This window comes from Candidatus Poriferisocius sp., from assembly GCF_965214065.1.
In the GTDB taxonomy this organism is placed as follows: Bacteria; Actinomycetota; Acidimicrobiia; order Acidimicrobiales; family Bin134; genus Poriferisocius.
The window spans coordinates 250,743-267,637 of record NZ_CBDCAT010000027.1; the positions used below are offsets into that span (position 1 = coordinate 250,743).

Below are 16,895 nucleotides of genomic sequence, written 5' to 3' on the forward strand. Positions count from 1 at the left end.
CTAGCTGCCTAGAGATCGGATCGGGCAATGGCCCGGTCGTCGGTTCCCAAATAGCTGGCGACGACCAGTGGATCGGAGCGAACCTCGGCTGGGCTTCCCTCAGCGATGACCTGCCCCGCCTCCAAGCAGTAAACGTGATCGCTCACGCTCATGATCAGCGGCATGTCGTGCTCGATGATCAGCATCGAAGACCCGAGTTCGCTGTTGATGCTGACCAGCAGTGGGCCAAATGCCTCGGCCTCTCGCTGGGCGACGCCCGCGGTGGGCTCGTCCAAGCACAGGAGGTGGGCGTCGAGGCCCAGAAGGCCTCCGATTTCGACGATCCGCCGCGTACCGGTCGACAGGTCGCCCACATAGGAATCGCCGTATCGGCCCAAGCCGAGGAAGTCGATGATCTCGTCTGCGGCCTGTCTGTGCGCCCGGGAGATCCTGTTCGAGGGCGGCAGGCCCGCTGCGGTGGCGATAATCGGCGTTCGCTCCCGGGCCTCAAGTGCCACTTGTACCGTCTCGCGCACGGTGAGCTCGGGAAACAGCGTCGCCCCCTGGAACGTCCGGCCCAAGCCGAGCCTGGCCCGGCGATGGGGGGCGAGCCGGCTGATCTCCGTTCCATTGAGCCTCACGGAGCCGCCAGCCGAGACGAACCCTCCGACGGCGTTCATGAACGTCGACTTTCCCGCGCCGTTGGTGCCGATGAGCCCGACGATGCGATTGTGGGGAATCGACAGCGATGCACCGCTCAATGCCTGGTTTCCGCCGAACGCCACGCTCAGATTGTCGGTTTCGAGAACCGCAGGCCCAGTGTCGGCGCGGACGCGATTCGTTCTCGGCAGCCGAACCGACCCCTGGACACCCTTGGGCGGGATCGACAAACCGTAGCGGCTCTCCGCCCAACTCAGCGCCGACGACCTCCACGAATAGAGGACCTGAACAAAGCCGCCGGGGAAGTACATCACCACCAGCAAAAGCCCGATGCTGGAGGTGAACAGCGCCACCACGCTGCTGTCGTTGAACAGGGCCGGGAGGCCCTCGATCCAAAGAGCGCCGAGCACCGGTCCGATGATCGTTCCGAGACCGCCGATAACCACGATGCCGACCAGCCTTATGGAGTCGTCCACGGTGAAGAACCGCTCCGATAGCGGGACGCTTTGGACCAATCCAGCGAGCACCGCCCCGCCTAGGCCGACAATGCCGCCCGCCAGAGCGAAGGCCGACAGCTTCACACGAGCGGAGCTGACGGTATAGGCCGACGCGGCGTCGACGTTGTCTCTAACCGCGATCGCCCCCCGGCCGATGCCTGATCGGCGAAGCCGCGACAAGACGAATAGGACAACAGCCAAAAGGGCTAGGCAGAAGTAGTAGTAATTGCGCTGGCTGGACAGATCGATGCCGAACAAGTCGCCGCGCAGAAATGAAACTGTCCGAGCGTTGCCGTCGTTGAAAATCGGCCGCCGGAAGATGTAGAGCGACGCGGCCAACGCCAGCACAAGGGTGGTGACCGCCAGCATGAGTCCTTGCACCCGAAGAGCGCCCACTCCCACCACCACGGCCAGCAGGGCTATTGCCGCCGGCGCGATGAACACGGCCAGCCCAAACGGTATGGGGGCGGCGTGGAAGTCAATGAACCAGAAGTCCATCTCGAGGCCGCGGGTCAACGCGGCGGCAATCAGCGCGCCGATCCCGGCAAAGCTCATCTGGGCTAGCGAGACCTGGCCCGACCAACCGGTGATGACGGTGAGCGAGCTAGCGCACAACGCGAAGGCGAGAACCGACGCATAGGCCAGGTTCCGGCTCGGCTGAGTAACGATGAGCGGCAACAGGATCAACGCCAAAAGCCCAACGCCGAATCCGAGCCGGTTCATGTGGCGAATCCACCAGATCTGGCGGAGGTGATCGGGTATCGGGGGGATCTTGGGGGTGAACGAGAACGACTCGGCCGACAGTTTCTGGCTTCGCTGCATGGCTACCGCGCCCAACACGGCAACCAGCAGTAGAAAATCGAACAGCCCCGGTTGGCCTAGGAAATTGAACTGAATCGTGAACTCGATGACCCCCAGATAGATGCCGGCGGCCATGGCCCGGGGGAATGAGGTCATCCCCGCAATTGCGGCGGCAACCAGGGCCCGCGCCAGCGTCGAAGGGCCAAGCCCCCCAAGACCGGACACACTGCCGCTTTGCCCCGACAGCAAGACGATGGCAATCGTGGAGATGAGCCCGGCAAGTACCCACACGAACGTTGAGACGACTTTCGGGTTGACGCCTGCCAGCCGGGAGAGGTCGGAATCTTCGGCCGCGGCGGCCACGTTCTTGCCGAACCATGTGCGGTTGAGAATCACATATAGGCCGAGAGCGACGAGCGGGACCGCTATGAGGATGGTGAGCTGAGTCCCAGAAATGCGAATCCCCTTGGGGTCTCCCCCGCCCGAGACCAGCGCGAGCACTCCAAAGGTCAGCGCCAACCCGACCACCCATGTCCTCAGCCAAATGTTCCGCCGGCTAGAGCGGAATTGCGGGGGGCGGAGTGCCAGCAGCCCCCAGCCGACCGCGGCGATCACCGCCGGGGCGGCCAGCACCGTCCAGAGCTGGACTTCGCTCACCCCCAATCCTTCGAAGGGTCGCCAGCTAGCCGACGTGACCACTGGATACCGCCGAACACCTTTGACATTGAGCTCTGGGTACGTGAGGGGGATCACCTGACAGAGCTGGGCTACACCCACCGTGGCCACCAGCAAGATGACCCTGGGCGACCGGAAGAGCCGCCGGATGACGGTGAGCTCGACGATGCCCCCGAATACCGCGCCCATCACCAGAACCAGAGCGACGGCCACCCAAAACGGGAAATTGTACTGAAGAACGAGCAGCGGCAAGAGCACCCCGCCGATAAGGCCCATATTCCCCACTGCAAAGTTGATCACCTTCGTCGACCGGTATGTCAGCACGATCCCCATCGCCAACAGGCCTATGACGATGCCGGTAACCGCGCCGTTGAACATCACCTGTGGATTGATTCGGCTCGCCGCGAGAATGGCCGGAAGCACCGCTAACCGCCCTCTTCTCCTAGGAAGACTGCTCGAACGATGTCGTCGCGCTCGGCCAAATCGGCGGTAAGCCCTTCGAACCGCACCTCGCCCTTCTCCAAGAAGACGGCCCGCTCGGCGATAGACAGCGCCACGTTCAACGATTGCTCGACGATGACCATGGTCTGGCCAGCCGCCTTCAAAGACTCGACGAGCTCTAGAAGCTCAGCCACTACCGCTGGCGCAAGCCCGAGCGACAGCTCGTCGATTAGCAGGATCTCGGGCTTGTGGAGCATGACCCGGGCCAGGGCGAGCATCTGCTGCTGTCCGCCGGACAGGTCGCCGGCCAACTCCTGTTGGCGATCCTTCAGCATGGGAAACAGGTCGAATACGTAGTCCAGCCTCTGGTCCAGTGAGGCGCGATCCTGGCGGTAGCGGCCAGCGCCGACCAGGATGTTGTCGGCAATAGTCATCGACCTGAACACCCCGCCGCCGCCGGGAAGCATCTGGACGCCCATGGCGACTCGCTGCTCGGGAGTGGCGAAGGTGATGGTACGGCCGTTGAGACGAACGATCCCCCGCTCCGGCGTGTTCAAGCCGGTAACGACCTTGAGGGCAGTCGACTTTCCCGCCCCGTTGGTCCCCAGCAGGGCTAGCGTCTCGCCCTTTTGCACCTCAAAGCTGAGATCGAACAGCACCTGCACTTGGCCGTAGCTGAAGTCGATGTTGTGGAGTTGTAGCGCGGGGACGCTCGCCCCTGGCTTGGCCCGGCGCTCTTGCTCTTCTTCCTCCTCTTTGAGCTCGGCCACCACCAACGACAGGTCGCGGCGCATCCGGCTCGACCCCCGCATGATGTAGAAGGCTCCGAGGGGCATGGCGATCAAGGTGATCGTGATGATGGTGGATCGCTCTCCGATCTCGTCTTGGAGGACCGACGCGAGCAGCCCGCCGCCCACCGCGCCGATGGCGAACATGAAGAACAAGATGATGGCCATCCCCATGCCGCGTAGGCGATAGGGAAGGACCGTTTGGACGGCGGGCCCGATCATCGCGAACGAGGCTCCGAGGAGCGTCCCATTCACCACCGCCATCGCCACAAAGAGGTAGACGTTGGGCATGAAGTACTGGATCGGCACCGTCACCGCCAGCGGGAACAGCAAGGCGCCGAGGATACGGAGAGCCCGATTGGGATCCCGCTTGAACGTCTGGTCGAACCGCTTGCCGATGAAGGGCAGAAATAGAAGCAGGCCGAAGGCGGTCGGCGAGGTGGCCATCCCCCGTTCCAGGGCGTCCAAGCCGAACTCCTCCTCAAGGAAGAAGCTCTCGATCGACCCAGCCGGGAAAAGGGCGAACCCGAGGGCGGCCAGAGCGATAGTCATGTAGCGGATGGTGTCGATGCGCCAGATGCGGGCATAGGCGGCTTCGACAGAGATCTCCATGTCGTCCTCGGCGTCGAGCCCTTTGCCGAGGACCTCGCGCTTCTCCCACTGGCCGCGTTCGGGCTCGGGGAGGCGCAAGGCGTAAAACCCCATAACCGCAATCGGGATGCTGAAGATCAGGTAGGCCCATCGCCAGCCCTCATCACCCCCCGCGACGGTAGCCACGGCACCGACCAGGATTGGGCTGATCGTCCCGGCAACACGGGAAATGCTCCTCTCCAGCGCGTACATGCGGCCCCGGATGGCAATCGGATAGGCGTCGGCCAACAGCGCGGGGTGAATGGTGAGGCTGTTGGCCTTGGCAATGCCAGCGCCGAAGCGCAGCCAGAACAACATGAAGGCGCTCACCGCCAGGCCGGTGGCAAAGGAGAAGAAAGAGAAGACGATGGTCGCGATGGCAACTATGGGGGTTCGGCGCATTCGATCAGCCAGCCATCCCATGGGGGCGGCGCCGAGCACCAAGAAGGCCGCCGACGCTACCGAGATGAAGGTGATGGTCCCGTCGGAGACGCCGAAAGTGTTGGCGATGTCTGGGCCCAAGACGTTGAGAGCAGCGCCCTCCAACTCGTCGAAGGCCTCGATGGCGGCAAGGGTACCGAACGTGAGCATGCCGCCCCGTCGAAGGCCGTCTCGCAGATTCATCTCTTCAACGCCAACGCCGGGCAGCACGGCGTCCTCGTAGACCACATCGCGCCTGGCGGCTTCAGCGGCCTGCGTCCGGGCCTCCTCGTTGTCGAGGATGGTGGAGCTCAGCGTCGAGGCGGCCCCCTGACTCGGGCCGTCGGCAGTCTCCATGTCACTGGCCACGCCAGATGGATAGCACCCAAAACCACTTCGGGAAAGACAGAGTTTCGATTCTTGTCTACAGTTATCGAAATTGTTGCGAAATATTCGGCGGCTTCTCGCTGAGATGCCACCTTGTTTCGCTACGTTGTCACCACAACGGAGACTTTGGAGGTTCAAGTGTTCAAGCGACTTCTAGGGGTGCTCATCGCTCTATCAGTGCTCGTCACCGCCTGTGGGGGGGATTCAGATTCCGACACCACCGGCGACACTCCGGTGGAACAACCGACCGGCGAGCCCGCCGCCGAAACCGAAACGACTGACGAACCGGCGGAGGAAGAGCCTGCCGCCGAACCCGAGCCCGCGGACAACGAACCCGAGCCCGCGGACAACGAGCCCGCTCCCGATCCCGAGCCCGCGGACGACGAGCCCGCCGCCGAACCTGAACCGACCCCAGAGCCGCTGACGGCCTCATTCCGGGGTGTGACCGAAACGGAGATCCGCATCGGCATGACCTCCCTCAATGCGGAGATGTTCGGCTTCGACCAGGGCGACCTCGCGGCCAAGTGGCAGGTGGCTGTGGACGCGGTGAACGCGGCCGGCGGGATAAACGGCCGGATGCTGGTCCCCTTCATCGAAGTCTTCGATGTGCTCGGGTCGGTCGGAGCAGACGCAGCCTGCGTGAAGTTCGTCGAGGACGAGATGGTCTTCGCGTTCGTCGGGTGGCTTCGCGAGGACAACGAACTCTGCTACACCGAGCTCAACAACACCATTGCCGTGAACGGCAACGATGTGACCCCTGATGCCATTAGCCGCTCCAATGGGTTGCTCTTCGCCACCGAGGCCACCACGCTGGGCATCGAGGTGAACATGATCGCCGCGGCTGCGGCTGACGGGCTTCTCGATGACAAGAGCGTCCACCTCAGCCTATTGGTCACCGAAGAGGCTCTCATCGACCCCCTCGTTGCTGCGCTAGAGGCTGGCGGCGCCTCCATCAGCTCGGTCAGCACGGTCACCGCGGTGGACGATGTGCCAGCCGCCGAGGCCAACCACGACGTGATAGTCCAGCGGATCGCCGATGAGAGTCCTGATCTGGTGTACTCGCTTGAGCCTTCGCTAATGACCGCGGCCCTCATCAGGGCGGGGATCGACATCCCGGTGATGACCAGCGAATCTGACGAAGACATCTACCTGAACTTGGGCGTGGATCCCAACGACATCCAGCTACACGTATTCGCACCGGCCCAGAACAAGACGATCTGGGACCAAGGGAACGACCCCTTGCTCATCGAGTGCGTCGAGAATTACAACAACGCCCAGATCACCGACGAGGATGGCAACGTCGAAATGGTCAACGTGACCGAAGACCCCAGCCAGCCCATCAACTTGGATCTGGTCGTGAGGGCATGCCAAACGGTCCAGCTGTTCGCGGCCATCGCCACCGCGGCTGGCCCCAATCTCACCAACGAGACCTTCCTAGAGGCGGCGGCCAACCTCGGGTCCATCGACTTGCCGGGTATGTCTGCGGCCTCAATCAGCGAGGGCAAGATCGGAGCCGACGACTCACCGATGATCAAGGTGGTGTGGGATCCCGACGAAGAGGAGTTCGTACCGGCCGGCTGATGGGCGTTGACGTCTTCGAGCAGTTGGTCCCCGTGAGGGGCACCAAGAACCTGCGCGACCTCGGCGGCATTCAAACGGCCGACGGCCGCGTGGTTCGAGGAGGGGTTCTGTTCCGCTCCGACACGCTGCATGAAGCAATTGGGGAGGACTTGGCCAGCCTTGATCTGGCCTGCGTGGTCGACTTCCGCAGCGCCGCCGAGGTGGAGCGCCGACCCGACCGGCTCGATGGTTTCGACGTGCGCTGGGTGAATCTGCCCATCGACAACCCCCGAAGCTCCACTGCCCTTCTCGCCGGCCGAGAAGAAGAACTGTCGGAGTTCCGGGCTGAGATCATCCATCATTGGCTCAACCGGGACTTCGATGCTGTGCTCAAGCTGACCAATGAGCTGGACCTCGACATCGCGGGCGACCGCGTGAAGCGGTATGTGAGCTTTGCCACCGATTTCGCCCCCGTCTTCGCCGAATTCTTCGCCGAAGTCGCAACGGTCTCCGGTCGACCCCTCCTCTTCCACTGCGAGGGCGGAACCGACCGGACTGGAGCGGCCACCGCCTTGTTGCTCGGCGTGCTCGGCGTCGAGCGCGAGGCAGTGGTGGAGGACTACCTGGCCACAAACACCGTGACCGCCGACGAGCTAGAGGAGCTGCGCCAATTGGCTCCGCCTTCGCTGTGGCCAATACTCGGCGCCCACGAAAGCCAGATCCAGGCCTTCCTCGACCACATAGAAGACAATCTTGGCGGCTTGGACTCCTACGCCCGTTCCCACCTCAAACTCTCCGATGAGGCCATTGCTCAGCTCAGGTCGAACTACCTCGGCCCCCCGCAGTAGTTCAGTGGGTGGCCCGACGGTGTCGGTGGGCGGTTAGCTGCGCGGCGAGCTCGTCGGGGGTGGTCTTGATGGCGAGGGCTTCGAACACCAGATCTTGCTGTGACGGTGGCGTGAGGCCGCCTATGGGCACGTCGCGGTCGAGGTTGGTGGGAAAGGCATAGCCCTCCGCGCTGGCCGCCACCGCGCAGGCGATGAGAGCGGGGTCGAGCCCCTCTTCCTGGCGGCGCAGCAGTGCGGGGTAGATGGCGTTGACGATGCGCTCTCGATCCACGGCCTCGGTGGCCCGGCCCATGGCCGAGGAGATCTGCAACAGGTTGGCCATCCGCCGCACATCGTTGGTTTGGTTGTGGCCCCCGGCATGGAACACCGCAGGGCTGAAGAACACCAGGTCGCCCTTGTGCAGCTCGATCTGCACGTGGTGCTCGGCGAAGTATTCGATCAGCTCGGGGCGCCGCCACGCCAGATAGCCAAGCTCGTACTTGTGGGAGTGGGGCAACAGCATGGTGGCCCCCGTCTCCGGCGGCATGTGGCAGTGGGCCACACCCCCCTGGAGGGTCAATATCGGCGACATGCGGTGGGCGTGGATGGGATAGCGCTCGGCCACCTCGTCGGTCATGAAACCCATGTGGTAGTCCCGGTGGGGCATCTGCGCCGCGCCGCCAGGGTTTATGGCATTCACCTGGGCGGTTATCTGGTAGCCGGGTCCGAGCCAGGCCAGCGAAGCCAAGTCGATCATGTCGCAGGCGTGGTAGTCCACAAAGGTCTCAGGATCGGCCACGGCCAGTTTCTCCAGCGCATTCCACAGCCGGTCGTTGGCCCCAGGCTTGGCATAGTGATCGCCCCCGCCGGTTCCGGCCTCGCGCTCGGAGGCGATGATCTGCTCGAACACCTCGGTAGCCCGGTCGACCACCGCAGGCTCGATGGCCCCGGTGATCACGATCACCCCCGGACCGTCATAAAGTGCCCGGGTCAGCTCGTTGCAGACGGCGGCGGCCTGGTCGAGCTCGCGCAGGGGTCCCTGCAAGTCCTCGGTGCGATATACCAGCGCCCGATCGACCACTGCATCGGCTAACGGATAGTCCTCCAGCGCCTCATCGACCTCCACAATGCAGCGCAGTTCGTCGAGGTCAAACCCCTCCCGACTCGTAACCGCAGCCTTTCCCGCATTTGCTCGGAATGAGTCGAATGGTGTGGTGGTCATACCAGTGAAAACCTCATATCCGCTTTCTGGCAACGGTACTCCACGTCTGTTAGCGTCGCCGCGAGAATCGTCTAGCGGTGAGCCCGGAGGGGAATCCGATGAGTCACATCAAGTGGCGTAACGTCATTTTCGCGTTAATTGCAGTGTTTGCGCTGGTCGCAGCGTCGTGTAGTAGTTCGGAGGATGCTGACGAACCCCAGGTTGTCGAGCCAGCGCCCACGAGCGCTCCAGAGCCCGCCGAGGAGCCTGAGCCCGCTGATGAGCCCGAACCCGCCGAGGAGCCCGAGCTGGCCGAGGAGCCCGAGCCCGCGGATGAGCCGGCCGACGAACCCGAACCTGAGCCCGAGCCGACGCCCGAGCCCACGCCAATCCCCGTGCCCGAAGGGTCAACGGTGGGCATCACCGACGACACCATCAAAGTGGCCATCCTGCGGAGCGACTCTAAGTCCCTCGAAGAGGCAGGCATCTTGCCCGACACCGGCGATATCCCGCGCAACTACGAGGTCTTCGCCGAGCAGGTCAACGCCCGGGGTGGCGCGGGCGGCCGCAACATCGAGATTGTGCATCACGACTATCCGCCGGGGGCGTCGGCCACCGACCAACAGGCGGCCTGCATTGCTGCTACCGAGGACGACCAAGTGGCCATCGTCCACTTCGTGGGCGGTGTGGCGGCCGAAACCGTGCTGTGCGCCACCGAGGGCCACGAGCGGATCGCCTACATGCTGTCGGGCATCTTGCCCCAGGAGATATACGACCGCTCCGACGGGCGGCTGTTCTCCCAAGCCATGACCACCGAGAGGCTCGTGGGGGCTTGGCCGACCATGGCCGATGCCCAGGGCCTGCTGGAAGGCCGCACCCTCGGGCTGATGCGGGGCGACATCGGCGAGCACGAGGTGGCCGCTGAAGCGCTGAAGGCGGCACTGGCCGACGCCGGCTATGAGCTCGCCGACGAAGTGGCCCTGCCCTGCCAAGGCACTTCATGTTCTCAGGTGGACATCGGCTTGGAACGCATGCAGGCCGCCGGCGTGGACACGGTGTTCTCCATACTGCCTCCCTCGCCGTTCGGAATCGGGGTGTTCCTGGCCAGTCAGGGGGGCTGGGAGCCGCAGTGGCTGGTCAGCGATATCGAGAACCTGGTGTTTGCCTCGGTGGCCCAAGCAGTGTTCAGCCGGGGTCCCGATCCCACCCTCTTCTACGGCTTATACGGTCTGAGCTATGGCCTCGACCGGCTGAGCCCTGACGAGCACTCCATCGAGTGCAACGCCGTCTTCACAGAGGTCACCGGCATTGAATACGACATAGTCGAAAACGAAGACGCTTGGAGCGCGGTGGGCAGCACCTGTTTGTTCATCAAGAACCTGGAGGCGGCGGGCAACTGGTCTCAAGAGACCTACGGCACCGTCAACCAGACCACTCTCATCCAGGGCTTCGAGTCGCTCACCGACTACAAGCTCGGGGACATCACCGGCTCGTGGAGCCCCACCAAGCACGACGCCCCCGACGCGATCACGCTCAAGGAGTACAGAGCCGATTGCGCCTGCTGGGTCGAGATCGACGGCGCCCGGATGATGCTCGACCAATAGACGATCCGTATTGGTCTGACGGCTCTCGGAGCCATCTGAAGGGATGACCGAATCCCCACGGTCGGAGACACCGGCGGACCTGGTTGCCAGGGTCTTCGACGAAGAGGAGCGCCGCCAACAAGAGATCGCCGCTGCCGAGGCCGCCCAGCGCGGCCCGGCGGGTAGTTTCGACGCCGAACAGCTCACCTTGCGCCAAGGCCTGCGCCGAGGCGGAAAGGGGCTGATCGGGTTCATCGGCCTGCTCGGCTTCGTGGAGACTCTGGAGACGTCGGCCTTCGCGGTGATCGCCCCCGACATCCAGAAATCGCTCGACGTCTCCGACGGAACCATCGGCGCCATCGGCGGCGCCTTCGGCATCTTGTTCTTGCTGGGCTCCATCCCGCTGAGCTCGCTGGCCGACCGCGTGCCCCGCAAGCTGGTGGTAGGGGCGGCGATGTCGCTGTGGTCGGTCGTGGTCATGGTCACCAGCGCCATTTCCAATGCCTTCTTGCTGTTCATCGCCCGAATGGGCGCCGGACTCGGGCAGTCGTATTACATCCCGGTGGCCGGACCCATGCTGATGGACGGCTACCCAATCGGAGCCCGGGCCAAAGTCTTCGCTCTGAACGGCTGGTTCCAGATGGCCGGCCAAGCTCTGGGACCGCTGGTGGCTGGCCTGGTGGTGCTCATCGCCACCGGCGACGAGGGCTGGCGATGGGTGTTCCTCACCATGGGAGTCATGGGCATTCCTTTAGCCCTCAGCGCCTTTTTTGTGCGCGAGCCCCGGAGAGGCAGCCACGAAATGCAAGCCGTGCTCGGCAAGGAGCTAGAGCAGTCCGACAATGAACTGCCCATCTCGCTGTCGGTGGCCTTCGAGCGGCTCCGCAAGATCAAGTCGTTCTACTACTACCTCACCGGCATGGCGGCCATCGGCTTCGCCATTTTCACCACCATCATCTTCATCAACCTCCATCTGGAGGACCACTTCGAGCTGAGCGCGTTCGAGCGGGGAGTCTTCGGGTCGCTGACTGTTCTGCCCGGCTTCGTGGGTGCTGCGGTGTCGGGCAAGCGGGCCGACGCCCTGTTCAAAGAGCACCCTTCCCGGGCCATGGTCTTCATCGGCGTCCTCGTCGTCACCTTCGGCGCCATCCAAGTGGTGGGGATATGGATGCCCACGGTCCTGCTGCTCGGAATATTCCTGGGCGCCTCAAACGCCTTCGCCCGAGCGGCCTTCGCCATCCTGCCGGGCGTGATCGCTTCGGTCATCCCCTACCGGCTCAGGTCGCGGGGCACCGCGCTTGTGGGCATCTACATGTTCTTGTTCGGGGCTTTTTTGGGCGCGGTGATCACCGGCATGCTCAGCGATGTCCACGGCGAGCAGACCGCCCTCACCATCGTGATCCTGCCGGCCACTCTGGTGGGGGGATCGCTCATGGCCTACGGCTCCCGGTTCATCGAGGGTGACATCGCCTTGGTCATCGAGGAACTGCACGAGGAGCAAGACGAGGCCGAGCGCATGGCGGGCGCCGACGCGGCCGACATTCCGGTGCTCCAAGTGCGCAACCTGGATTTCTCCTACGGCAAGGTGCAGGTGCTGTTCGATATCGGCTTCGAAGTACACCAAGGGGAGTCACTGGCCCTTTTGGGCACCAACGGCGCGGGCAAGTCGACGGTGCTGCGGGTGGTGAGCGGGCTGGGTGTGCCCCAGCGGGGCGTGGTACGGCTCCACGGGCGCACCATCACTTATGCCGACCCAGGGATGCGGGCCAAGATCGGGATCGTGCAGTTGGCCGGAGGCAAGGCCATCTTCCCCGGCTTGTCGGTGGAGGAGAACCTGCGCATGGCCGGGTTCCGCTACGGCCCCGCCGAACTAGAACCGCGCCTTGAGCGGGCCTACGACCTGTTCCCGGTTGTCGCCGAGCGCCGGTCGGCTGTGGCCGGTGATTTCTCCGGAGGCCAGCAGCAGATGCTGTCGCTGGCCATGGCTCTTATGCACGACCCGGAGATCTTGATGATCGATGAACTGTCGCTCGGCTTGGCCCCCGTCACCGTGCAGTCGCTGTTGGAAGTGGTGGAGCGGCTGCGGGCCGAGGGCCAGACCATGATCATCGTGGAGCAGTCTCTGAACGTGGCCCTGGCGGTAGCCGACCGGGCCATCTTCTTGGAGAAGGGGCAGGTCCGCTTCGAGGGTCCGGCCCAAGACCTGGCCGAGCGCGACGACCTGGCCCGAGCCGTCTTCCTGGGACAATCGGGATCGGGCGGCTGAGCGTGCTGGCCACTATCAACGGTGTGCTCGGCACCGTCGACAGCGTGCTGGCGTTCACCTTCAACCGCCAGATCGTGTTCAACGGGCTGGTTACCGGCATCACCTATGGGGTGATGGCCGTTGGCCTAGTGCTGATCTACAGATCCTCACGGGTGATCAACATCGCCCACGCCGAGGTTGGGGCGTTCGGCGGCGCGCTACTGGGCCTGCTGGTGGCCAAGTACGGCGTGCCGTATCCGATAGCGCTCGTTGCCGGGCTGGCCGCGGGGGCTGCATTCGGCGGGATCATCGAGCTCACTGTGGTGAGACGCCTGGCCAATGCTCCCAAAGTGATCTTGTTCGTAGCCACCATGGGCACCGCTCAAGTGGTGTTCTTGGCCGGCTTCTGGTTGCCCAACTACACCGCCATTGCCAGCTTCCCTACCCCGTTCGACGGCCGCTGGGAGCTGTTCGACATCAGGATTCGCAGTGCGCAGCTACTGGTGCTGATCGTGGTGCCAGTGCTCGTAGCCGCGCTGGCGCTTTTCTTGGAGCGGACCAAATACGGCACGGCCATACGGGCCTCGGCCGAGAACCCCGATGCCGCCCGGCTGTCGGCCATCAGCACCAAGGCCATGTCCACCGCGGTGTGGACCATCGCCGGGCTGTTGTCGGCCATCACCGCGGTGCTGGTCGCCCCGCTCAAGGGCCAGGGCACCGTGATAGAGGCGGCCACGCTGGGGCCGGGGCTGTTGCTGCGGGCCCTGGCTGCGGCTCTGATCGCCCGGATGCACTCGCTGCCAGTTGCGCTCTTGGCCGGTGTAGTGATCGGCGGGGCCGAGGCGACGCTGCTGTTCAACTACTTCGAGGAGCCGGGGCTGATCGACGCGGGGCTCTTTGCCGCCATGTTGATCTCGGTGCTGTCTTACCAACGGCGACAGCGAGGCAGCGAAGGGGCCCAGTCGATGTCGTTCGCCCCCCGGGTGCGACCGGTGCCCCGCCAGCTCCAACAACTCTGGTGGGTGCGCTATCTGCCCCAGATCACCGTCACCGTTGCGCTGGCGGTGGCCATCGTGCTCCCGCTGATAGTGACCCGACCGTCGCGCCACTTCCTCTATTCCCTCATGTTGTTGTTGGCCATCGTGGGCATGTCGCTCACCCTGCTCACCGGTTGGGCTGGACAGCTCTCGCTGGGGCAGTTCGCCTTCGCCGGACTTGGCGCCATGCTCACCACCGCCATGGTGCGGGGGGTCAGCTTCTCCATTGGCGGCAGCGATTTCGAACTGCCGGTGATCCCGTTTGAGGGGGCCATATTCCTGGCCGCCTTCGCCTGCCTGGTAACCGCGGTGGTGGTGGGGTTGCCCGCGCTGCGCGTCCGGGGGCTGTTCTTGGCCGTCATCACGCTGGCCTTTGCGGTAATGGCCCAAAACTGGCTGTTCGAGCGCGACATTCTCACCGGGGGCGACTTGGTGGTGCGCCTGCCCCGGGCCCGGTGGGGCGACAGCTTCGACCTGAAGTCGCAGCGCACCTATTACTACGTGTGCTTGGGGGTGCTCTGCTTGTGCGCCATCTTGGTGAGCCGAATACGCCGCAGCGGGGTGGGGCGGTCTCTAATCGCGGTGCGCGACAACGAGCAGAGCGCGGCGGCGTTCACCGTGTCGCCCACCCGCATGAAGCTGGTGGCGTTCGCCATCTCCGGGGCGCTGGCCGGACTGGCCGGCGGGCTCATCGCCGGGCTGCGGGTGCAGTTCGGGCCCACCGCGTTCTCCCCCGATGAATCGCTGCGGGTAGTGGCCATTGCCGTCATCGGCGGACTTTCGTCGATCTGGGGGGTGATCCTGGGTGCGCTGTGGGTGGTGGGCATCCCGTCGTTCTTCGCCGAGTCCGAGCAGGTGCGCCTGCTCACTTCAGGGGCGGGCGTGTTGATCCTGCTCATGTACCTTCCCGGCGGACTGATCCAGGTGGCCTACTCGATTCGCGACGCCATCTTCGCCGCGGCAGCCAAGCGGATCCCCGACACCTCCACCGAACGGGAGCCCGCCCCCATCCCCGCTCGAGCGGCCTCGGCCGCGCTGGCCGACCGAGCAACCCCGGCCGGAGTGCCCGCTCTGGCCACCGGCGGAGTATCGGTGCAGTTTGGCGGGGTACACGCAGTGGAAGAGGTCGATATCTGTGTGCAACCCGGCGAGGTGGTCGGCCTCATCGGCACCAACGGCGCGGGCAAGACCACGCTCATGAACGCTATCGGCGGGTTCGTGCCGTCGGTGGGCCAAGTAGAGATATTCGGCACCGACGTGACCCGGTACTCCCCCAGCCGCCGGGCCAGCCTGGGGCTGGGTCGCACCTTCCAACAGGCCGACCTGTTCCCCGACCTCAGCGTGCGGGAGACCATCCAGGTGGCGCTAGAAGCCCGAGGCCGCTCCCAGGTCATACCCACCCTATTGGGGCTGCCCAGCGCCCGGCGCCGGGAGCGCAACCGCCAAGCCGAGGGCGACGAGCTCATCAGCTTCTTCGGATTGGGCCGCTATGCCAGCTCATTCATCAGCGAGCTCTCCACCGGAACCCGCCGCATCGTGGAGCTTTCGTGCCTCATTGCGCTCGAAGCCCGTGTGCTGTGTTTGGACGAACCCACCGCGGGGGTGGCCCAGCGGGAAACCGAGGCGTTTGCCCCGCTGGTTCTGCGCATCCGCGAGGAACTGGGCGCATCGCTGTTGGTGATCGAGCACGACATGCCGTTCATCATGGGCATCAGCGACCGGGTGTACTGCCTGGAGGCGGGGGCCATCATCGCCGAGGGGACCCCCGACGAGGTTCGGAACGACCCGCTGGTGATCGCCAGCTACCTCGGCACCGACGAGCGGGCCATCGCTCGCAGCGGCGTAGCCGCGCCCCATGACAGACTCGAACCCGCAGAGGAGCCCAGCCATGACTGATCTGGAAAGCCGGAACTTCTTCACCGACAAAGAACTGGTGGCCAACCCCTACGAGTACTTCGACCGCCTCCGGTCGCAGTGCCCGGTGCACCCCGAACCTCACCACGATGTGATGATGATCACCGGATATGGCGAGGCCATCGAGGTCTACAACGACAACGACGGTTTCTCAGCCTGCAACTCGGTGACAGGGCCCTTCCCCGGCTTCCCGGTGCCGCTGGAGGGCGACGACATAAGCGACCTCATAGCCGAGCATCGCGACAAGCTACCCATGTCGGATCAGCTCCCCACCATGGACCCGCCCGCCCATACCGACCACCGGGCACTGCTCATGCGCCTCATCACCCCCAAGCGCCTGAGCGAGAATGAGGAGTTCATGTGGCGCCTGGCCGACCGCCAGCTCGACACCTTCATCGAGCAGGGTCAATGCGAGTTCATCCGAGATTTTGCCCAGCCCTTTGCCCTGTTGGTGGTGGCCGACCTGCTGGGGGTGCCCGACGACGACCGGGACCGCTTCACCGAGAACCTCCTGCACCGGCCCAAAGAACACGGCATCGGGTCGACCGACGAGCACGCCATGGCCCACAACCCCCTCGAGTTCCTCTATGGCCAGTTCACCGCCTATATCGAGGATCGCCGGGCCAACCCCCGAGACGACGTTCTCACCGGGCTGGCCAGCGCCACGTTCCCCGATGGTTCGACCCCGGAGGTGATCGACGCGGTGCGCATCGCCGCCAACTTGTTTGCGGCCGGCACCGAGACCACCGTGCGCCTGCTCAGCACCATGCTCTACTTCGTGGCCGAAGACCCCGAGCTCCAAGAGCGCCTCCGCAGCGACCGCTCACTGGTCGGCAACTTCGTGGAGGAGTCTCTGCGCATAGAGAGCCCGATCAAAGGCGACTTCCGCCTCACCCGCCGCCCGGTAACCGTCGGCGGAGTTGATGTGGGGCCAGGCACAACGGTGATGGTGCTCAACAGTGCGGCCAACCGCGACCCCGGCCAGTTCCCCGACCCCCACACCCTCGACATCGAGCGGGACAACGCCCGAACGCATTTGGCCTTTGGCCGGGGGGCACACACCTGTCCCGGCGCTCCCCTGGCCCGGGCCGAGGCCAAGGTGAGCCTCAACCGCATCCTCGACCGCATGACCGACATCCGCATCTCCGAGGAAGTTCACGGGCCGCCCCGCGATCGGCAATTCACCTACGTACCCACCCATATCCTACGGGGTCTCGCTTTCCTCGGTCTCGAATTTGACGGGCAGTAGC

Annotated in this window: 9 protein-coding genes; 6 read left to right on the plus strand and 3 right to left on the minus strand. The window is 64.5% G+C overall.

All coding sequences use genetic code 11. The annotated features are described in order from the left end of the window. Positions 1 to 8: 8 nt before the first annotated feature. Both ACOOGG_RS07460 and ACOOGG_RS07465 read right to left on the minus strand, forming a co-directional pair. Positions 9 to 3,035: an ABC transporter permease subunit gene (locus tag ACOOGG_RS07460; RefSeq protein WP_420433843.1), complete on the minus strand. Its 3,027-nt coding sequence runs from the start codon at positions 3,033 to 3,035 to the stop codon at positions 9 to 11. A 2-nt stretch (positions 3,036 to 3,037) separates the two neighbouring features. Further along, positions 3,038 to 5,260, minus strand: a complete 2,223-nt coding sequence (locus ACOOGG_RS07465) for an MFS transporter (RefSeq protein ID WP_420433845.1) — start codon at positions 5,258 to 5,260, stop codon at positions 3,038 to 3,040. Between the two features lie 156 nt (positions 5,261 to 5,416). Between ACOOGG_RS07465 and ACOOGG_RS07470 the strand changes: the two genes are divergently transcribed. Next, complete coding sequence (locus ACOOGG_RS07470) at positions 5,417 to 6,859, plus strand: hypothetical protein (RefSeq protein ID WP_420433847.1); 1,443 nt, start codon at positions 5,417 to 5,419, stop codon at positions 6,857 to 6,859. Next, entirely contained in the window at positions 6,859 to 7,686 is an 828-nt protein-coding gene (locus ACOOGG_RS07475) for a tyrosine-protein phosphatase (protein WP_420433849.1), read from the plus strand. The genes ACOOGG_RS07470 and ACOOGG_RS07475 overlap by 1 nt, the downstream gene beginning before the upstream one ends. A 1-nt stretch (position 7,687) precedes the next feature. Here the strand turns inward: ACOOGG_RS07475 and ACOOGG_RS07480 are convergent, their stop codons facing one another. Further along, a complete protein-coding gene (locus ACOOGG_RS07480) occupies positions 7,688 to 8,887 on the minus strand; it encodes a phytanoyl-CoA dioxygenase family protein (protein WP_420433851.1) in 1,200 nt (399 codons plus the stop codon). Between the two features lie 98 nt (positions 8,888 to 8,985). Here ACOOGG_RS07480 and ACOOGG_RS07485 point away from each other — a divergent pair, with 98 nt between their 5' ends. The 4 genes from ACOOGG_RS07485 to ACOOGG_RS07500 are packed head-to-tail and all read left to right on the plus strand — an operon-like array spanning position 8,986 to position 16,894. Beyond that, the gene (locus ACOOGG_RS07485; RefSeq protein ID WP_420433853.1) at positions 8,986 to 10,470 is read left to right on the plus strand and encodes an ABC transporter substrate-binding protein; all 1,485 of its coding nucleotides are present in this window, start codon (positions 8,986 to 8,988) and stop codon (positions 10,468 to 10,470) included. 43 nt (positions 10,471 to 10,513) lie between these two features. Next, positions 10,514 to 12,715: an ATP-binding protein gene (locus tag ACOOGG_RS07490; protein ID WP_420433855.1), complete on the plus strand. Its 2,202-nt coding sequence runs from the start codon at positions 10,514 to 10,516 to the stop codon at positions 12,713 to 12,715. Positions 12,716 to 12,717: 2 nt separating this feature from the next. After that, the gene (locus ACOOGG_RS07495) at positions 12,718 to 15,627 is read left to right on the plus strand and encodes an ABC transporter permease subunit (protein ID WP_420433857.1); all 2,910 of its coding nucleotides are present in this window, start codon (positions 12,718 to 12,720) and stop codon (positions 15,625 to 15,627) included. Next, positions 15,620 to 16,894 (plus strand): cytochrome P450, encoded by a 1,275-nt coding sequence (locus tag ACOOGG_RS07500; protein ID WP_420433859.1) that lies wholly within the window; start codon positions 15,620 to 15,622, stop codon positions 16,892 to 16,894. Before ACOOGG_RS07495 ends, ACOOGG_RS07500 begins: the two co-directional genes overlap by 8 nt. The last annotated feature ends 1 nt before the right edge of the window (position 16,895 follow it).

Coding starts and splice junctions, on each gene's coding strand:
- ACOOGG_RS07475 (WP_420433849.1), top strand. CDS start 6,859: ATGGGCGTTGACGTCTTCGAGCAGTTGGTCCCCGTGAGGGGCACCAAG.
- ACOOGG_RS07500 (WP_420433859.1), top strand. CDS start 15,620: ATGACTGATCTGGAAAGCCGGAACTTCTTCACCGACAAAGAACTGGTG.
- ACOOGG_RS07485 (WP_420433853.1), top strand. CDS start 8,986: ATGAGTCACATCAAGTGGCGTAACGTCATTTTCGCGTTAATTGCAGTG.
- ACOOGG_RS07490 (WP_420433855.1), top strand. CDS start 10,514: ATGACCGAATCCCCACGGTCGGAGACACCGGCGGACCTGGTTGCCAGG.
- ACOOGG_RS07480 (WP_420433851.1), bottom strand. CDS start 8,887: ATGACCACCACACCATTCGACTCATTCCGAGCAAATGCGGGAAAGGCT.